We start from the raw sequence: 16,672 nt of genomic DNA, 5'->3' as shown, positions 1-16,672 counted from the left end.
AGTGCCTTAAAGCGAGCCAAAATGTATTCTCCTCCTGGCACATCTTTAGATGAACTCATCTGTGCCTACTGCGCTCACTAGTGTCTCTTTTTTATTTGAAATGACTATACTTTCAGCAGCAAATTTAAACCTCCGAGTCAAAAGGTTAATACCAGCTAATCTGCCTTATATATCATTTTAATTAGTTATAGTTTTTTTGATTAACCTTTAAAGTGTTTAATTGCTAGACTTAATGAGAGTTTTTAAGAAAATTCGTTTTTTTGACATAGGGTTAAAAATTTTTGCAACTCTTTATACATGGTGAGAATTAAATTTTGATAAAGACTCAATTATTACTTTGATAAAATGCCGATCAGATATTTTTAAGTCGTGGGTAAAGGGATTGATATCGCATCCAAGCCTCTTCTAGGGTTGGATCAACTGATTGCGGACTTGCAGCAAGCGTTGGTGCGGCTACCATTTTGATGGTGTCATTAGCATCTGCGTATACACCAATTCCGATACCCGCCAGTAGAGCAGCACCACGCGCGGAAGCAGCAGCAACTGTAGTTGCATAGAGGGGTATTCTTAATACATCAGTCAGTAATTGTTTCCAAGGCATTTCTGCCGTTCCCCCGCCTGCTAAACGCACTTCTGTGGCCTTAAAACCTGTTGCCTCAAGTGCCTCAAAACCTTGTCGCAAGGCAAAAGCAACTCCCTCTAAAGCTGCCCGCATCAGGTGCCCCTGTGTGTGATGAAGTCCCAGCCCCACCCATGCGCCGCGTACATAAGGGTCAAGGTGTGGAGTTCGCTCACCCGTGAGGTATGGCAAAAATGTCAATCCTTCACATCCTGGGGGAACAGAAAACGCTTTAGTATAAACTTGCTGCCAGCTCAAGCCGAGGATACCTCGCACCCACTCAAGCGCTAACCCCGCATTTTGCATGGCTGCAAGGCTGTACCACTGTTTCGGTACGGCGGCTCGATAGAGATGTGTACGACCATGACGATCGATAATTGGTTGCGATCGAGCTGTAATAATTTGAGCGCCTGTGCCGATGGTTAGTTGAACTAATCCAGGCTCTAGTAGTCCGTTACCAAGTGCCGCCGCTGCGGTATCCGCAGCACCAGCGATAACAGGTAAGCCAACAGGTAAGCCAAGATGCTCTGAAGCAATAGTTGTTAGGTAGCCGGAGATCGCACTTGAGGGAATAATTTTTGGTAAGCAATCACCACGTAGATTCATCGCCCCGATTGCTTCCCCAGCCCAGTTGTCCGACACAACATCGTAAAGCAAAGTACCACTAGCATCAGATGGTTCGGTTGCAACTTCTCCAGTCAGCCGTAACCGCAGCCAATCTTTTGGCTGGAGTGCCCAACGCGCTTCGGTGTAGACAGTAGCCTCGTGTTCTCGTAGCCACAACAAAGTTGGCCCCGCCATTCCAGCCGTAATCGGGTTGCCCAATCGCTCTAGAATAGCGGCATCGAGCGAATGATAAGTGTTAAGCGTGGCACTAGAGCGAGTATCTGCCCAGAGGATAGCAGGACGCAGGGGCTGACCAGACTCCGAAGCTAGGACAACACCGTGCATTTGTCCTGAAAGTGCGATCGCCTGTACCCCATCAGCGCGATCTCCCACTGCCTTCCTAACAGCCGAGGCAACAGCTAACCACCAATCTTCTGCTTCCGACTCAGCCCATCCAGGGTGGGGTGAATGAACAGCATAAGAGCTTGATGCTTCACCTATAGTGGTTCCGTCTGTCGCTAGGAGCAATGCCTTAGCAGAGCCTGTTCCTAAATCTATGCCAAGCAGCATTAGGCTAATCCTCAAATCATTCAGTGTCTCAGCAAACGGGCGATCGCTTTTACCAATTCCTCATGTTCAAAAGGCTTCGAGATATGCACCTGAAATCCGGCAGCTAGGGCTTGCTGCTGATTGATTTCTCCAGCATAGGCAGTAAGTGCGATCGCAGGAACCGTGCCTCCCTGTTGGGGCGACCACTTTCTAATTTGTCGAATCAGGGCATAACCATCCATCTGTGGCATTCCAATGTCACATAAGAGCAGATCGGGGACAGATTGATTCAGGAGGGTCAACGCCTGTACCCCCGAAGCGGCTGTCGTAACTTGTGCGCCAGATTGCATCAGGGTGAATGCTGCCAACTCCCGCATATCGGCATCGTCGTCCACAACCAAGACCCGAACACCTGCTAAGTCGTCTGCCGCACTTTCTGCGTGCCTGTCATCAGAAGAGGGTTCCGGCTCTACGATGTTTAACGGTAGCCGGATGGTAAATGTAGCCCCTAAGTTCTGTCCTAAGCTGTCTGCTTGAACGGTTCCTCCATGCAGTTCGGTAAAATGGCGGACGATCGCTAGTCCCAATCCCAATCCGCCGAATTGTCGGGTTGTTGTACCATCTTCTTGACGGAAGTAGTCAAACACATGGGGTAAGAAGTCTCGTCTGATGCCTTTTCCAGTATCTTTGACTTGAATCTGAGCATACATACCAACCTGTTCTAGTTGCACCTCGACTCGTCCTCCGGTTGGGGTGAACTTCACAGCATTGGAGAGGAGGTTCCAGACTACTTGTTGGAGGCGATTGGTATCGCCTAAAACCGTTCCTGAAATAGGATTAAATGTGGTCTGGATTTGAATGTGCTTGGCTTCGGCTGCTAGTCGTACCGTTTCCCGTGCAGCCTCAATCATTGCCCCTAGATTCACAGGAGCGACGTTAAACGTCATTTTTCCTTGCAGAATGCGCGAGACATCCAATAAGTCCTCAATTAGTTGAGCTTGCAGCTTGGCATTGCGTTCGATCGTTTCCAGGGCTTGCTGGGTTTTTGTGGTATCTAGTCGCCCAGTTCGCAGCAATTTTGTCCAGCCCAGAATTGGATTGAGAGGCGATCGCAACTCGTGGGACAATACCGCTAAGAATTCGTCTTTAATCCGGTTAGCGGCTTCTGCTTTTGTGCGATCGCGTTGAGCTCCCCGGTACAACTGAGCATTGTCGATCGCCAAAGAAGCACGACGAGCCAATTCCTCTGCCAGTTGCAAATCTGCTGAGGTATACCGTCGTCCAGATTCGGCTGAGATAAAGGAAATGACCCCTAGAATTCGTGCCTGAGTTCGTAATGGCACCGTCATTACCGATTGGAATCCAACCTGCCGCAGAATTTCTAAATGCTCTGAGTCACGCGCTGCCTGTACTAACAGTTCATCCGGAATCTCCGGCACAAAATCCGGTTGCCCAGTTCGCAGTGTAAATGCCGCACCGCGAGGGTCATCCGGGTTCAGAGGATACTTGTCTCTAATCTGATATGCCCATGAAAGCTTGGCAGGGTCGATGTGAGCAACCGCAATCTGCTCGATCGAACCATCCTCTTCTATCATGTGAACCGTACACCAGTCCGCTAATTCCGGCACTGTAAGCTGCGCGACTCGCTCCAAAGTTGTTTGATAATCGAGTGAGGATGCAAGCACCGCACTTGCCTCAGAGAGAAAGCCTTGGGCACATTCTAACTGCACCCGTTCCGTCACATCTACCACATAAACGAGAAGGCCTTCGACCTGACCGTTTGAGTTAACGGTTGGAAGATAGTAAACATTGTAGTAACCGGGACGGCGATCGCTGCGTGCGGGAACATTCACCGCAAAGTTCGGTGAGATGAAAGGATTCCCTGTTGTGTAAATCCGATCGAAGACTTCGACTAATTTGGGATCGAACTGACCAAAAAGTTCTCGAATTGAACAGCCTAAGTGATGCTCGCGGGTTAATCCATTAATTTCTGCTAATGCTTCGTTGATGGCAATAAATCGCTGCTTTTCATCTAACAGAGCAAGTCCAATGGGTGATGTTTCAAAGACGGTTTCCAGTTGGCACTGTGCGGCTTCTGCTTCGGAGCGTGCAAGGCGCTCGCGTTCTAACAGTTGTTCTCGTTCTTGTTCTGCTTGCTTGCGCTCCGTCACATCCAGCACCAGCGACAATACCGAAATCATCCGTCCCGATTCGTCCCTGAGACTGGAGTTATACCACTCGCAATGCACAATGTTGCGATCTGCGGTGTAATTGCGGTTGTATGAAAAAATATGGGGTTCTTCGCCATAGACCAGCCGTTGGCAGACTTGAGCAACTGCTTCCAGGTCTTCCTCAAAGACAAAAGGTATCTCTGTTAAAGATGTGCCCAGCACTTCTTCGGCTTTCCAGCCCAAAATGCGCTCTGCACCAGCAGACCACCGAATGACTCGAAAGTCTCGATCCCATTCAACCACTGCCATTGGAGAGTTTTCAACATGGAAGTTGAGCTTTTGTAGGGCTTGACGCAACGCCTCTTCTGCTTGCTTGCGTTGTGTGATATCGATGACGACGCCGATCGAGTGCTTGGGATTTCCCTGAACATCATAAGTAAACTTTCCTCTCGCTTCCACCCAGTGAACCGAGCCATCTGACCAACACAGGCGATATTCGTGGTGATACTCTTCCTTTTCAGCTATGGCTTGCTGAAATTTCGCCTCAGCTTGTGCTAGGTCATCGGGATGAACTCGACTTGCCCAAACCTTATAGCCCGGTTCGCACTCATTCGGTTTTAGCCCTAGTATCGTGAAGTGACCTTCTGACCAAAGCAAGGCGTTGGTCTGTATGTCCCACTCCCAGGTTCCCATGCGTCCAACCTTCAGAGCGAGTTGCAGGTGAGCTTCACTTTCTCGCAATTCCGCTTCTGCCCGCGATCGCTCCACGGCTAGCCAGGTTTTTTCGGCAATGCGCTCCATCAGCACCACATCTTCCTCAGTCCAGTGGCGAACAGAGACATGGTGCAACACCAACAATGCAACAAATCTCCCTTCTTTCACCAATGGAACACATAGGAGAGATTGAGTTTGGATTGCGTCAAAGGTAGCAGCCCCCGATCCGGCAGTCCTAGGATCGCGAGCGACATCATCTACGACAATAGTTTTGCCCTGCTTTAATTGAGCAATAAGTTCAGGGCCAAACGAATCCATGTGATGTCTACCCACCACGCTGATGACACCATTGCAATAGTCGCGATCGACGATCACATATTCCTGAGTAGAATCAATTTCGCCGTAGGTACAGCGAGTGACATTGAGGTGCTCTCCTGCGGAGCTAACCACCCGCCACATAATTTCCTTCGAGTCTTGAATGACACGAATCGCGTCATTCAGTTCAATCAAAAACTTCTGTTGCCGTTCTTTTTCCTGTAGCTCTGCCAGCAGTGACTCAATCTGTCGCCGAGCCTGAACTTCGGCTGTCACGTCAATGTTATAAATCAACACACCCTGAATGGTTCCCTCAGCATCCCGCCAAGGCGCAAAGATGTAGTTGAAGAATCCCTCTTGCAACACACCATCACTGTTTCGATCCCAGTAAGCAGGCGACTCATTTCCAATGAACGGTTCTCCCGTCCGGTAAACGCGATCGAGCGCTTCAAAGTAAATTTGTCCCTCTAGCTCGGGGAAAACGTCCCGCATTGATTTCCCGATAATGTCTGAAGTGCGCCCAGCCACTTGCAGATAGCTGGGATTGGCAAATTCATACACGAGATCGGAACCTTTAACAATGGCAATCATGGCGGGGAACTGCATCAGGATGTCATATAACCGCTTGCGTTCGCTTTCTGCTTCCAGTCGGGCAGTTTGTTCTCGTTTTAAAAGGCGATCGCGCTCCGCTTCCATTTGTTTGCGCTCTGTGATATCAACCGAAACGCCAATCATGCGAACTCCCCGTCCGGTTTCATCCAGATAAACTTGTCCCTGACTATTGATCCAGCGCACAACGCCGTCCGGACAAATTACCCGATACTCCTGCATATAGGACTGTTCTCCAGCACTTGCCCGTTGGGCCGCTTGAATCACCCGTTGTCGATCGTCTGGATGAACGAGAGCAAAAAAGTCTTCTCCTGTGCCTTCGTGAAGACCCCAAACCTCTAGAGCATTACCAGAACACACCACCTGATTGGTCTGCAAATCCATATCCCAGACAAATATCTGAGCTGCCGTCAGTGCCAATTGCAGGCGTCCTTCGCTCTCTCGTAATGCCTGTTCAACCTGTTTGTAATCCGTCACATCACGAGCAATACTCAATACTGATACAACAGAATCATCACTGCCAAATTCGGGGACAATACGTGCCTGATACCATCGAATACTATTTAGAGTCGGAAACTTAAATTCAATCGTCTGTTCCTGCCCTGTTGCAAAGACTTGCCGTAAACTATCATGCCAAAAACGATTGAGGTCTTCTGGCATTCCTAGCTCAACATTGGTCTTGCCAACAAATTGCCCTGATGGAATACCTGTTACCAGTTCTACAGAAGGGCTAACATAAATATGGCGAAACTCTGTATCAATTCGGCTAATAATGTCTGGGGCATTTTCAGCCACCATCTTGAACTGTTGTTCTCGCTGCCGCATTTCGGATTCCAAGCGTTTGCGCTTTGTCACATCCCGAAAATAAACTGCGACACCTTCGGCAGATGGGTAGGCATTTGCCTCTATCCAATACTCGACAGATTCCCCGAATTCTTCCCAGGAAACAGGGACTTGTTCCGCCACTGCCCGATGTAGTTCTCGATAGGGAATTGCACCGACTAGCTCAGGAAAAACATCATTCCAAACGTGCTTTCCCAGTAGCTCTTGTGGCGTTTTGTGCAGGATTTTAGCCGCCGCCCGATTCACATAGGTGTAGCGCCAATCGCGATCGAAGGCGACAAAAGCATCCGTAATGCTTTCCAGAATCGTTGCCACCTTGCGCTCAGTTTCTTGGGCGGGGAACAACTGTTCGCATTCAAGAGTGCGGGCAAAGTTTTCAATGACTTCAGAGCGAGAAATTCCTCGCCTGCGAGCCTCTTTATCTAGCGATCGCCATGCTGTATTAGTCAGAGATACGCTCACTCGTTGTTTCGTCTCCGATTTCCAATTGCTAACAAACTTGCCTCTGGCGTCGCGCTTCATGAATATCCATCCGTATACATACACGGTCTTCTCTATTCAACCTGAGTTACTTCCTCTGGAGAATCTGCCTTAAGATAGATGCTTTGGCAAGAGAGAAGATCCGAAAGAATGACCTCAATAAATATTGCGCTGTACGGGCTGCTGAATTTCCCTTTGCACTCGTAGACATAGAGCTGGGCTAGACGGGAGAATCCCACGGGTTTAACGTAGTGCAGCCGTGGCAGTGTCAAATAAGTTTCCTCACGGAGGCGGATGGTGCCTAGGACAATCGGGCTAGCGTTGCTTTAGCACCGAACTCATGAAAACTACGCAACTGGTCAGCAACAGTCTCGACGAAGCGTAGTGAGTGTACTAAATCTCCAAAAATTTCCGGTAGCTTGAGTAATAGTCTGGGCTCTAATTCACTCAAACTGGCGCGTTGAGTGAGGATGTCTGCTAATGGGTCATCAAGGGGAATAGGTTGCCATTGTCGATCGTGACTATTGATGTATCGACCCCAAGCAGCAATCGTCTAACTTAAGTAATCGATCGCACATTCAAGTTGTAATTTATCGCGGAGCGAACCCAAAACAAACTTACGAATTTTACCCGATCCATTCAGTCTAAAGCGCGGAAGCCGATCGCGAATTTTCGGACGGAAAAACCGTTCAATTAATTTTTTTTTATAATCGTCTAAAAATCTGCACTATTCCTACAGCAAAGATTATTCCTACTACCAGGCAAATTGTAATTAAGCGGGATGTAAACTTTTCCGCTTAAAAACTCTATTTTTTCTGTGAGGAGTGTAATGAAGAATTATGGCTGTTGTTTGTTTGGGAATCTATATAAAGATAAGAATTCCTGTCAATTTATTGCGTTAAAATTCACCTAAATCAACCTCAAAAAAACTTTTGGGCGCTGCGGTGTCAAGAGGCGATCGATCGCAACTAGGAACTCAAGAAAGGTACATTTACTACTTCCCCTGACACCGATCCGACTTGCACTTTCAGTCTTTCGCCTCCCGCTTTTGTGCGGATGTAAGCAAGACCAAAAAAGCCGGATTCAGTTTTCGTAAAACTGGTGAGTTTGCCGACTTTTTCCTCTCCGATTGTGACTGCTGTTCCGGGTTCAACCGCACCGCTCAACTGCACGCCCCAAAGCTGCTGTTTGACTCCTTTGTAGGTATTCAACCTGGCAATTGTTTCTTGACCGATATAGCAGCCTTTGTCATAGGTAATAGTATGTAAAAGACGGGCTTCTAAGGGGTTGTAATCGTCTGTGAGTTCAAAATCGGGTGCGGGGCGTCCTTGTTCGATTCGCAGTTGTTCCCAAACTCGATCACCCATCGGTACGGCCCCAGCTTGGACTAATTCATGCCACAACTTGGCTGCATCGCTGGCTGGCGCAATTAACGTGTATCCGGGAGTTGCTAAACCGCTACCAACCGCAACTCGGACTTCCATACCTGCAAAACTTATCAATTTGTGAGTAGCGTAAGGTTGATTTTCTAGTTCGGTAACTCCGATTTTTTTTAGTAGTTGAGTGCTTTCCGGCCCGATGAAACTGAAAGCAACTGTTGTATCAGTTAAATCTGTTAACTCAACGCGATCCATTGGGAAAATATAGCGATCGAGCAATTCTAGCAGTTGGTGGCGGCGGTTGGCTGATACTAGCAGCAGTACAGCATCTTCTGTAGCGTAAGCGGTGGCGAGGTCGATCGTCCGGGCGGTGGAGGTGACGAAAACGGTGTCGCAACCTTGACCGGGTTTGAGTATATTGAAGTTATTGGTACTTTGATTGTGCAAGAACCGCAGTCGATCGCTGTCTGAGATTTGAATGCGTCCCCAGTGAGTGCGATCGTACAAAGCCACACCTTGTTTAGTTGCTGCGATCGCTTCTGTGTCGTTACCAAAACTCACTGGCACAATTTCTTTGGTGGTTAACTCTGCAAAAGTAGCACCAGCCGCTGCTTGAATGTCGTGCAATTCTTGAATCAGCATAAAATTTTGTTGACTGTTGACTGTTGACTGTTGACTGTTGACTGTTGACTGATGACTGTTGACTGTTAACTACTGCTTTCCTGTCAACTGACAACTGACTATTTGCCCAAATTGGCGAATATTTCTTGTATTAATTGACTGGCTTTGGCATCAAGACGATTCCAATCTACATCGCCAGTGTCATCGTCAATCAAGCTAGTGTCAATTACAACTTCCTGGCTTTGCAATTGAGTGTGGGCGGGCTGGTAGTTGACAAAGCAGACTCGATAGCAAAGTTCCCAAATATCGACGCATCTTTGCTCGCCTTGAAGCTCTAAAATTAGTTGATAGCCCGGAATTGGAATCTGCACTTCTTGATAAGTGCCCGTCCACACAGACTCCTCTAATTGTTTGCGGATGTTGTCGAGCACTCGAATCATCGCTGGCTGCATCAGCAGTTCAGCTTGCTGCCAGGCGATCGGGCTGGTTATTTTAGGCTTCATATACAGGGTTCTAAAAAAGAAAATCAATAAATTAATTTTCTAGCATGGGGTGCCAACTTTTGAGATATCCGCCACAGAATGTTAAATTTAGTCGTCACCAAATTCAAAAGTCAGCCGTCAGCAGCAAAAGTTAAAGCCGTTCTCGGCTTGACGGCTAAAAACGGCTGGAACTGTTGATATTGAGTTATCGAATGGGTAATGTAGGATTTGAACCTACTACCAAAGAGTTAGCCCTAACATTTATAGGTAAGTCACTCCGGTCTCTCAACCTCTCTCAAATTACCATACTCACCAGCAAGAGGGGGAACTTTGAGGGAAGAAAATCACGATATAGGACACGAGCGCATCCGCGCTTATCTGAGGGAGTGCCAGAAGGCAGCACCTAAAGGTGTAAGCATCAAGCAAACCCGCAAGGGTACAAATACTTACCTGTCGTTTCAGATTACGGTCGGTTCCAAGCGTATTGAGAGGACGGTGGGGGAGTCTTGCACCATGCAGGGTATCACCAGCGCTGCTGCAAAAGCCCTACAAGTAGCAGACGCTCTCAAACGCTTGCACACTGAATCTGAGTTTCTGGCGTGGTACGATCGCGAGATTCTCAAAGTAAACGTCATTCGTAATGATTTACTCACCTTTGGTGAGGCAATAGCCAAAGTAGAAGCACTTTATTGGGGCGGTACGGACAAGAAGCGCAACAAGCGCGATCGTACTTCAGTGAGTCAGCAGGCAACATACACGTCGGTTTACGGGCGCTTTTATGCGCTGTTGCCCGCTGACAAGCTTTTTAGTACCAAGGATGTACTAGCCGCTCTGTATACCAAGATGGGCGGTACTAAGGTATTCGGTGACTGCCTGTACGCTTTCAAAAAATTAGCTCTAACTATTAACCATACATCAACCTATGAAGAACTAGAGAAAATCATACACGTACAAACCGAATTTAGACAGCTTCAGAATGCTGAATTAGAAACTTTTTTGCTTTGGATGCAAAACTGTAAGAATGACAGCAATGAACGGTATGCACATCGACGCAGGCAATGGCTATGGGTTTTCTCGATGCAGTTAATCTATGGATTGCGAGTACACGAGGTGTTTGCTATTCAGAACATAAATAAACCTTTTGTCACGAAGGATGGTGTAACTATTCCCGCGTTACGTGATTTAAATAATCATCGAATGATAGCTGTAGTGAGTGAACTAACACAGCTAGGTACTACTACCAAAACAGGCTATCGTTTAACAGCCCCCATGTTGCCTCCCAGTCACCCCAACTTGATAAATGAATTGGCTATCAGGGATGGAGAGCTACCTGGGTTAGTCATTAGATCTAATAACCCAAAAGTAATTGTTGACAAGTACAACCACAGTGCGCGAACAGTCCTTAAGCGGTGGAACGCACCCATTACTCAGACTCACGCGCTCAGGCACTTGTGCAATCAAAATGGCAAGCAAGCTGGTATTAGTTTGGAGGATAGGGCTGCCAATCTCGGACATAGTGCAGCGATGAATAGCAGCACCTACTTGAAGCGTGAGGCGACTAACACAAGACTCGCTGCAATCGATGCTATGCACACTAGAATGATGCCCTTAGAGGGTGCTATCGCTGTGTTGAAGCGAGTGGGAAGTACGACGGAAGCGATAGCGTTAGTGAGCGAGATATACGGGGTGAGTGTTGAGAGGGTGATGAGGGAAGTCCCAAGCGTGGATTATTGAGAATATTCTCAAGATGAAGTGGCGGAAATTTGCTGAAGGCAAGGTGAAATTACAAACTCTGCTTAGCCAATTTAAGAGCGAGTAAGCGCAAAAGGAGTTAGTCAAACCCGTAGGGTTTCGCTAATTTTTTCTTGCTTGTTTGTCACTTAATCGTGACCGTGCATGACCGCACTAAACCCTACGGGTTTCGGGGAAGATTACGGTGATATTCTGCCTCACTTTCTATAAGCCAAAATATTCCGAGACACGTAGTGTTTCGGGCTAAAGAAATATACAAGTTTTCTCACTTAGTATACTTCGCAAAATGTCACGAAACCATATGGGTTCCGGCTGGGATTATTACCACACTTTGCACCACTTGTCATCCTGCTACGGAGTGAAATTTAAAATATTGGCAAAGTTTTGGTGTACAGTAAAACTAGGGCAAGTAAATTACCTCCCTTGAGGTGCTTGGAGCTTGCCCCGCCCTGAGCAATCAGAGTGAGTTTGTGACTTTTTCTCCAAAAAAAAAGCCCGCTATCCTTTGTCTAGAAGGTTCGGCGAGGCAATGCGAAATAATTGTTGTTCCGATCGTAGCATTAAGCTGAAATTTATATATAAAGATTAGCCATAATGTTTCTTAAATCCTTTCACAGTAAGGGTTTTAAATTTTAGCATTGCCCTCAACGAACGACTTCAATACTAGGGATAGCGGTTTACCCACCTTCACGTAAGGCTTAACCGCTATGACTAGCTTATCACGCAATTCTGATACGGCAACAGTAGATTCAGTAGAAGTTGCAAAATATTTACAATCATCGCCACACCATCGGGAGTGGGTAGAGGGTAGCGGTGTCGATTTTAGTATCACCCTACTTAGTGTCAAGAGCTTGCTAGATCGCAAGGTTGTAGCCCATCGCATCGGCTGGAAGCATTATCCCGACGATTATCCTTTAGGCTGGTTTGCATCTGGGATTGACCTTACAACGATGCAGCCTCAACATTTTGGACAGTTCAAGCCTAACGATGAAATTTTACTACCAGGGGACGAAAAACCCAGAAAATACCTCTCTGACAAAGGGCATCCATACGACGCTATCGCACTTCAACACCCAGATAAAGGTTACTGGCAGCGCGTTCTAAACGATTCCTCAATCCCTGTTGATATTGATGAAGGGGCGAAAAAGTCAGGCGCGGGGATGACTTGCGGATTCCCCTCGCTGGCACTGTGTGGTGTCAGTATGTGGCAAATTAAGGGGGAATTGGTTCCCAACCTAGCTACACTTGCAGCTCCGGGCCGGACGTTCCGCATCCGCTTTGATATGGACGTGTTGACTAAAAAAGAAGTAAAGCTTGAAGTCAAAAAGCTTGCCAAGGTACTGGAAAAGCGAGGCTGTAACGTTTTGGTGGCAATGTGGAATCCTGAGCTAGGCTTAAAGATTGACGATGTGCTCGTCAAACACGGCCCGGAGATGGTGAAGAAAATTATGGCTGATGCACTCCCCTATGCTCAATGGCTTAAGAGTATCGAAAAACAGATAAACAGCATCACTCAGTCGCGTGACACAAGCGATTTGAGGAAAAAGAGCAAACTTCCCAGCGCTGACGCGAAAGCACGAGAATTAGCTGAAGATTACCGCGACCGTTTAGCTTTCAACAATGAAGTGCTGTGCTGGTATCGGTACGAGACAGATACACCGGGCGTTTGGTCGCCCGAAACTGACGAATACATTGAGTCTGTTGTGTATCAACTGCTGAAGTCGCAAGGACTAGAAGACATCCCGCCAGCGTATGTCACGGCTGTGGTTAAATTTCTCCGACACGAACTTATTAAGAGAAGTTGGAGAGAACTTCCAAACCTATTGCCATTCCAAAATGGAGCACTGGAAATTGCCACAAGCAAACTGCTACCGCACTCACCGGGACACAATTTCACTTGGTCGCTACCGCGTCAACATTCCGCTGTAGCGTCAGATTGGTCAAAAATTGCCGATTGGCTGCACTTTGTCTCCAAAGGCAACAAACACATACAAGACTTGATAATCGCGTTCTGTAACGCCGTTCTAAAGGGACGTGCTGACATTCAGAAGTTCTTGCACCTGATTGGAATTGGTGGCAGCGGTAAAGGTACGCTGATGCGCCTAATAATTGCGCTCATAGGAGTGGAAAACACACACAGCACTACTCTCGATGATTGGTGCAGCAACCGTTTTGAAGCAGCACAGGCGTACAAAAAGCGATTGGTAGTTTTCCCCGATGAAGATAAAGGGACGCGCAAACTCGGTAAGTTTAAGCAGCTAACTGGTGGCGATTGGCTTAGGGCTGAAGAGAAAGGCAAGAAGCCCTTTAAATTCCAATTTGAAGGAATGGTAGTGCTTGGTTCAAACTTCCCTATTTTTGGAGCCGACAACTCTAGCGGTATGGCACGGCGAACGATTACAGTGCCATTTGATGCAGTAGTAGGGTCAGTCAACCTCAAGCTGGGAGAAACCTTTGAACCAGAACTGGCAGCATTCACCAATTACCTGCTATCGCTGGATGACGACTGGGTAGAGCGTATCCTGCGGGGGGTAGTTGATATCCCAGAAATAAATTTGCAGGGCTGGGAAAACACCATCAGAGATAACCCGATCGCCGGATTCCTAAACGACAGACTCATCTATGACCCACTAGCCCAAACTTCAATCGGAGATTCAGCTTACGCCGAGGGGTCAATTTACCAGGCTTATGACCTTTACTGTTCTGAGCAGGGTCATAAGCCACAGGCGATTAAGAACTTCAGTCCGAACCTGATTGAGCTAGCAAGTACGATTCTCGGTTGGCAGGTAGAGAAAGTCCACACGAGAGTAGGAAAAATAGTCAAAGGACTCCGACTGCGGACAAAAGCTGATGAGTATATCCCAACTTACGATTATGAGCTTCACTCTCGCTGTGACGGATTCTGTGACGGGTCGGTGACGGATTCTGTGACGGGTCAGAACTCCGTCACAGAAACGATTGTGACGGGTGTGACGGATAAACCTCTTATTCAGGGGGAAAAATTAATTGATGACATTCCGACCACCGATAAAGCTTGTGAGGAAGTGAAAACCGAAAATATCGAGAGCGCTATAGACTTTTATCCGTCACACCCGTCACTGGAGCCAGAAACCCTATCAATAAAGGAACCTGACCCGTCACAGAATCCGTCACACTACCCGTCACAGAATCCGTCACCGACTTCCTTAAGTGTTGGAGTAACTCATGAAGAGCTTAAGGTTCGCGACCGGGTGCAGATTTTGGATGACGGGGAATATCACGGAAGTTACGGGGAAGTCACTGATGTGGGCTTGGGTCGCGCCGAAAAGGACTATTATATTGCCCTGGATGACTTGCCTACCCTAAAAGTTGTTATCAGTGTTCTATACACTCAAAATGTTCCTGTTCTGAAGTTGTAGCGGTTGCGGGGGTTAGGTAGGGAAATATGGATTTTCCCGCCTAGCTCACATATCATCTAGTATCCCCCATGTGCCGATGGCTAGGAAGTACAAACTTCGTTCGGAGCTGAAACTTTTTTGGTCGCGAACATTGTATAAGCTTGTACCTCAGCGCCATCGGCTGCAATCTACAATCTTCGTTGCGACCGCCGAAAAATTTCCCCGTGAACATCGTATAATCGATTTTTAAAAACAGATTTTGTGTTTCTCCCGGTTTGCATCCGAGCGGTTTTTAAAAATCGATTAAATTCAATCTGTAAAACGCGCAATTCTTTGCCCCGTCTTGATTGTAGCATTTTAGGTATAACTTTTAGGGTAACTTCATTTTGCCTGTATCTCGGCTGTACCCTATTTGAATTAGGCTCAAATCAGATTATAGACACTTGTAGACAAAGGTGTTGACATTGTAGACAGCCATCGGTTAATGTAGACATATTGTGTCTACAAGTGTCTACAATGAGTAACAGTCAGGTTATATCTTTTCGTGCCTCCGGTCACTTTTTAAACTGGATAGAAGCCCAAAGGGAGGAAGGGGAATCGCCCAGCCAAGCTGCGATGCGCGTCCTCAAAGCGCTTGCTACTGGGGAAGACATAGAAGTGTCTACAGTAATGTCTACAGTAATGTCTACAGTGATGTCTACACGAAGCAATGATAGTTTGATGTCTACAGATTTGTCTACAAATATTGTTGAAACTGTAGACACTCAGGTAGCCGCTAAGTTAGACCCCGTACTTGAACGCTTGGCAGCGCTGGAGGAACGCCTGGGAAAATTGAGAGCCTGAGCGATGACAACAGCGAAACTGAATCGCTCAGGCTTGAATTGAAAGCGGCTAATCAGCAGCTAGCTGAATGGGATAAAGAACTAAATCAACTGCACGAGCGGAACGGTGATTTGGGACTTGAGGTGCAAAATCTGAAAGAACAGTTGGCGATCGCCACTTGCGACCGGGAAGAAAATCAAAAAAGTTCGCCTGCCAGCGGCGTTGCCAGCGACTTATCTGATAAGGCGGCCAAAGTTCTCAGCTTCATCCGTCCCTATCTGGTAAAGAAAGTTCCAGCTAACTTACTAGCAAAACTTGAGGAGATTTTAGGGGAGGACTGAAGTGTAAACCCCAAAAGGGGGAATCAGGAATAAAGAGCTAGCGATTCCTGAGCAGTAACTGGTCACGGGGTAACGCTGCGAAGCTTCTCAGTAGCCATCTTTTCGTACTGAGGCAACTTGTAAGCTCGAAACAATTCCACAGCTAGTGCAGTTACTGAGGTATCGACAACACAAAACTTTACAATCACAGGGTTGCATTTTCCCTCAAATGCTGCGATCGTAAGAGGTAAGGAAGATTGATAGGCGCAGCTACCCGGTGCTACTAACACCGAATAGTTACGACTTCCCCAACAGTTCATTATCAACAGTTGGAGCTTAATAATAATGACACAACTTAACGGCGCTCAAACAAGTACGCCGCAAGATTTAACATTGCCACGAGGTAAAATCCTTATCTCGCGACAAACCCTGCGAGAGTTACTCTCGCTGCTTTCTCTCACTACGCCAATTGTGGGGCATCCGCAGCCGCCGGATCGGCATTGGAATGCCATCAAATCAGTCCGTCTAGCACGCGCCCGAAAGATATTAAGACGGACGCTTGCGGGTGGTAGTAAAGCCCTCAAGGAAGAAGTTGACGACTAAGCCACGCCAAAGTTACCCCTAAGAATATTAGGGGTAATCTGTGGTCACTATGATAGGCTTAAACCTGCTCATCCTTGGCCTGTACCCTACATCAATCCGATTAATTTATTCTCTCGGTAACAGTAAACGGGAAAGGCTACTCAAAATTTATTCACCAATAATAGCCCAGCGGGGCATAATGGGGATAATTTGAGGGAGAATTGAGAACACCCTGCTTTACACGCAGGATGTAAGTAGGTCAAATCCATACAGTATGCAGACTACCAAGAATGGGTAATGTAGGATTTGAACCTACGGCATCCTGCGTGTAAAGCAGGCGCTCTACCACTGAGCTAATCACCCAATTGCACTCACCGGGATTTATCATATCACAGTAACTCAGAAAGATCAAGTAAAAAAAATCCTAAACT

Annotated in this window: 10 protein-coding genes, 1 tRNA gene and 1 pseudogene; 5 read left to right on the top strand and 7 right to left on the bottom strand. The window is 47.1% G+C overall.

The genetic code is table 11. From position 1 onward, the window contains the following. Window positions 1-352: 352 nt before the first annotated feature. The 5 genes and pseudogenes from xylB to QUA53_RS11350 form a co-directional block, all read right to left on the bottom strand. Window positions 353-1,795, bottom strand: coding sequence for a xylulokinase (gene xylB / locus QUA53_RS11365; RefSeq protein ID WP_333097073.1), 1,443 nt, complete (start codon window positions 1,793-1,795; stop codon window positions 353-355). Between the two features lie 20 nt (window positions 1,796-1,815). After that, a complete protein-coding gene (locus QUA53_RS11360) occupies window positions 1,816-6,948 on the bottom strand; it encodes a PAS domain S-box protein (protein ID WP_333097176.1) in 5,133 nt (1,710 codons plus the stop codon). Window positions 6,949-7,207: 259 nt separating this feature from the next. Further along, window positions 7,208-7,612 (bottom strand): annotated as a pseudogene (locus QUA53_RS29190) (mannitol dehydrogenase family protein); the annotation flags it as partial. 262 nt (window positions 7,613-7,874) lie between these two features. Continuing rightward, complete coding sequence (gene ygfZ / locus QUA53_RS11355; protein WP_333097178.1) at window positions 7,875-8,924, bottom strand: CAF17-like 4Fe-4S cluster assembly/insertion protein YgfZ; 1,050 nt, start codon at window positions 8,922-8,924, stop codon at window positions 7,875-7,877. Between the two features lie 101 nt (window positions 8,925-9,025). Further along, window positions 9,026-9,409, bottom strand: a complete 384-nt coding sequence (locus QUA53_RS11350) for a hypothetical protein (RefSeq protein WP_333080559.1) — start codon at window positions 9,407-9,409, stop codon at window positions 9,026-9,028. Window positions 9,410-9,718: 309 nt separating this feature from the next. On the opposite strand from QUA53_RS11350, the gene QUA53_RS11345 reads away from it, so the two are divergent. The 4 genes from QUA53_RS11345 to QUA53_RS11330 all read left to right on the top strand — a co-directional run bounded on the left by QUA53_RS11345 (window position 9,719) and on the right by QUA53_RS11330 (window position 15,680). Further along, window positions 9,719-11,122: a hypothetical protein gene (locus tag QUA53_RS11345; RefSeq protein ID WP_333097074.1), complete on the top strand. Its 1,404-nt coding sequence runs from the start codon at window positions 9,719-9,721 to the stop codon at window positions 11,120-11,122. A gap of 725 nt (window positions 11,123-11,847) precedes the next feature. Further along, window positions 11,848-14,538, top strand: a complete 2,691-nt coding sequence (locus QUA53_RS11340; RefSeq protein WP_333097075.1) for a phage/plasmid primase, P4 family — start codon at window positions 11,848-11,850, stop codon at window positions 14,536-14,538. A gap of 495 nt (window positions 14,539-15,033) precedes the next feature. Next, complete coding sequence (locus QUA53_RS11335; protein ID WP_333097076.1) at window positions 15,034-15,360, top strand: hypothetical protein; 327 nt, start codon at window positions 15,034-15,036, stop codon at window positions 15,358-15,360. A gap of 38 nt (window positions 15,361-15,398) precedes the next feature. Further along, on the top strand, window positions 15,399-15,680 hold the full coding sequence (locus tag QUA53_RS11330; protein ID WP_333097077.1) for a flagellar alpha dynein: 282 nt from the start codon (window positions 15,399-15,401) through the stop codon (window positions 15,678-15,680). A gap of 62 nt (window positions 15,681-15,742) precedes the next feature. On the opposite strand, the gene QUA53_RS11325 is transcribed toward QUA53_RS11330, so the two are convergent. Further along, window positions 15,743-15,979: a hypothetical protein gene (locus tag QUA53_RS11325; RefSeq protein WP_333097078.1), complete on the bottom strand. Its 237-nt coding sequence runs from the start codon at window positions 15,977-15,979 to the stop codon at window positions 15,743-15,745. Between the two features lie 25 nt (window positions 15,980-16,004). Between QUA53_RS11325 and QUA53_RS11320 the strand changes: the two genes are divergently transcribed. Beyond that, on the top strand, window positions 16,005-16,262 hold the full coding sequence (locus QUA53_RS11320; protein WP_333097079.1) for a hypothetical protein: 258 nt from the start codon (window positions 16,005-16,007) through the stop codon (window positions 16,260-16,262). 270 nt (window positions 16,263-16,532) lie between these two features. Here the strand turns inward: QUA53_RS11320 and QUA53_RS11315 are convergent. Next, a tRNA-Val gene (locus QUA53_RS11315) sits at window positions 16,533-16,604 on the bottom strand. Window positions 16,605-16,672: the final 68 nt, after the last annotated feature.

It is taken from the genome of Microcoleus sp. Pol12B3, assembly GCF_036701355.1.
Classification (GTDB): Bacteria; Cyanobacteriota; Cyanobacteriia; order Cyanobacteriales; family Microcoleaceae; genus Microcoleus.
This window is presented reverse-complemented; position numbering and strand designations above follow the sequence as displayed.

What these genes read in the sequence shown, in the direction of transcription:
- xylB (WP_333097073.1), bottom strand. Translation starts at nt 1,795, where the DNA reads ATGCTGCTTGGCATAGATTTAGGAACAGGCTCTGCTAAGGCATTGCTC.
- QUA53_RS11360 (WP_333097176.1), bottom strand. Translation starts at nt 6,948, where the DNA reads ATGAAGCGCGACGCCAGAGGCAAGTTTGTTAGCAATTGGAAATCGGAG.
- QUA53_RS11350 (WP_333080559.1), bottom strand. Translation starts at nt 9,409, where the DNA reads ATGAAGCCTAAAATAACCAGCCCGATCGCCTGGCAGCAAGCTGAACTG.
- QUA53_RS11340 (WP_333097075.1), top strand. Translation starts at nt 11,848, where the DNA reads ATGACTAGCTTATCACGCAATTCTGATACGGCAACAGTAGATTCAGTA.
- QUA53_RS11335 (WP_333097076.1), top strand. Translation starts at nt 15,034, where the DNA reads ATGAGTAACAGTCAGGTTATATCTTTTCGTGCCTCCGGTCACTTTTTA.
- QUA53_RS11325 (WP_333097078.1), bottom strand. Translation starts at nt 15,979, where the DNA reads ATGAACTGTTGGGGAAGTCGTAACTATTCGGTGTTAGTAGCACCGGGT.
- QUA53_RS11320 (WP_333097079.1), top strand. Translation starts at nt 16,005, where the DNA reads ATGACACAACTTAACGGCGCTCAAACAAGTACGCCGCAAGATTTAACA.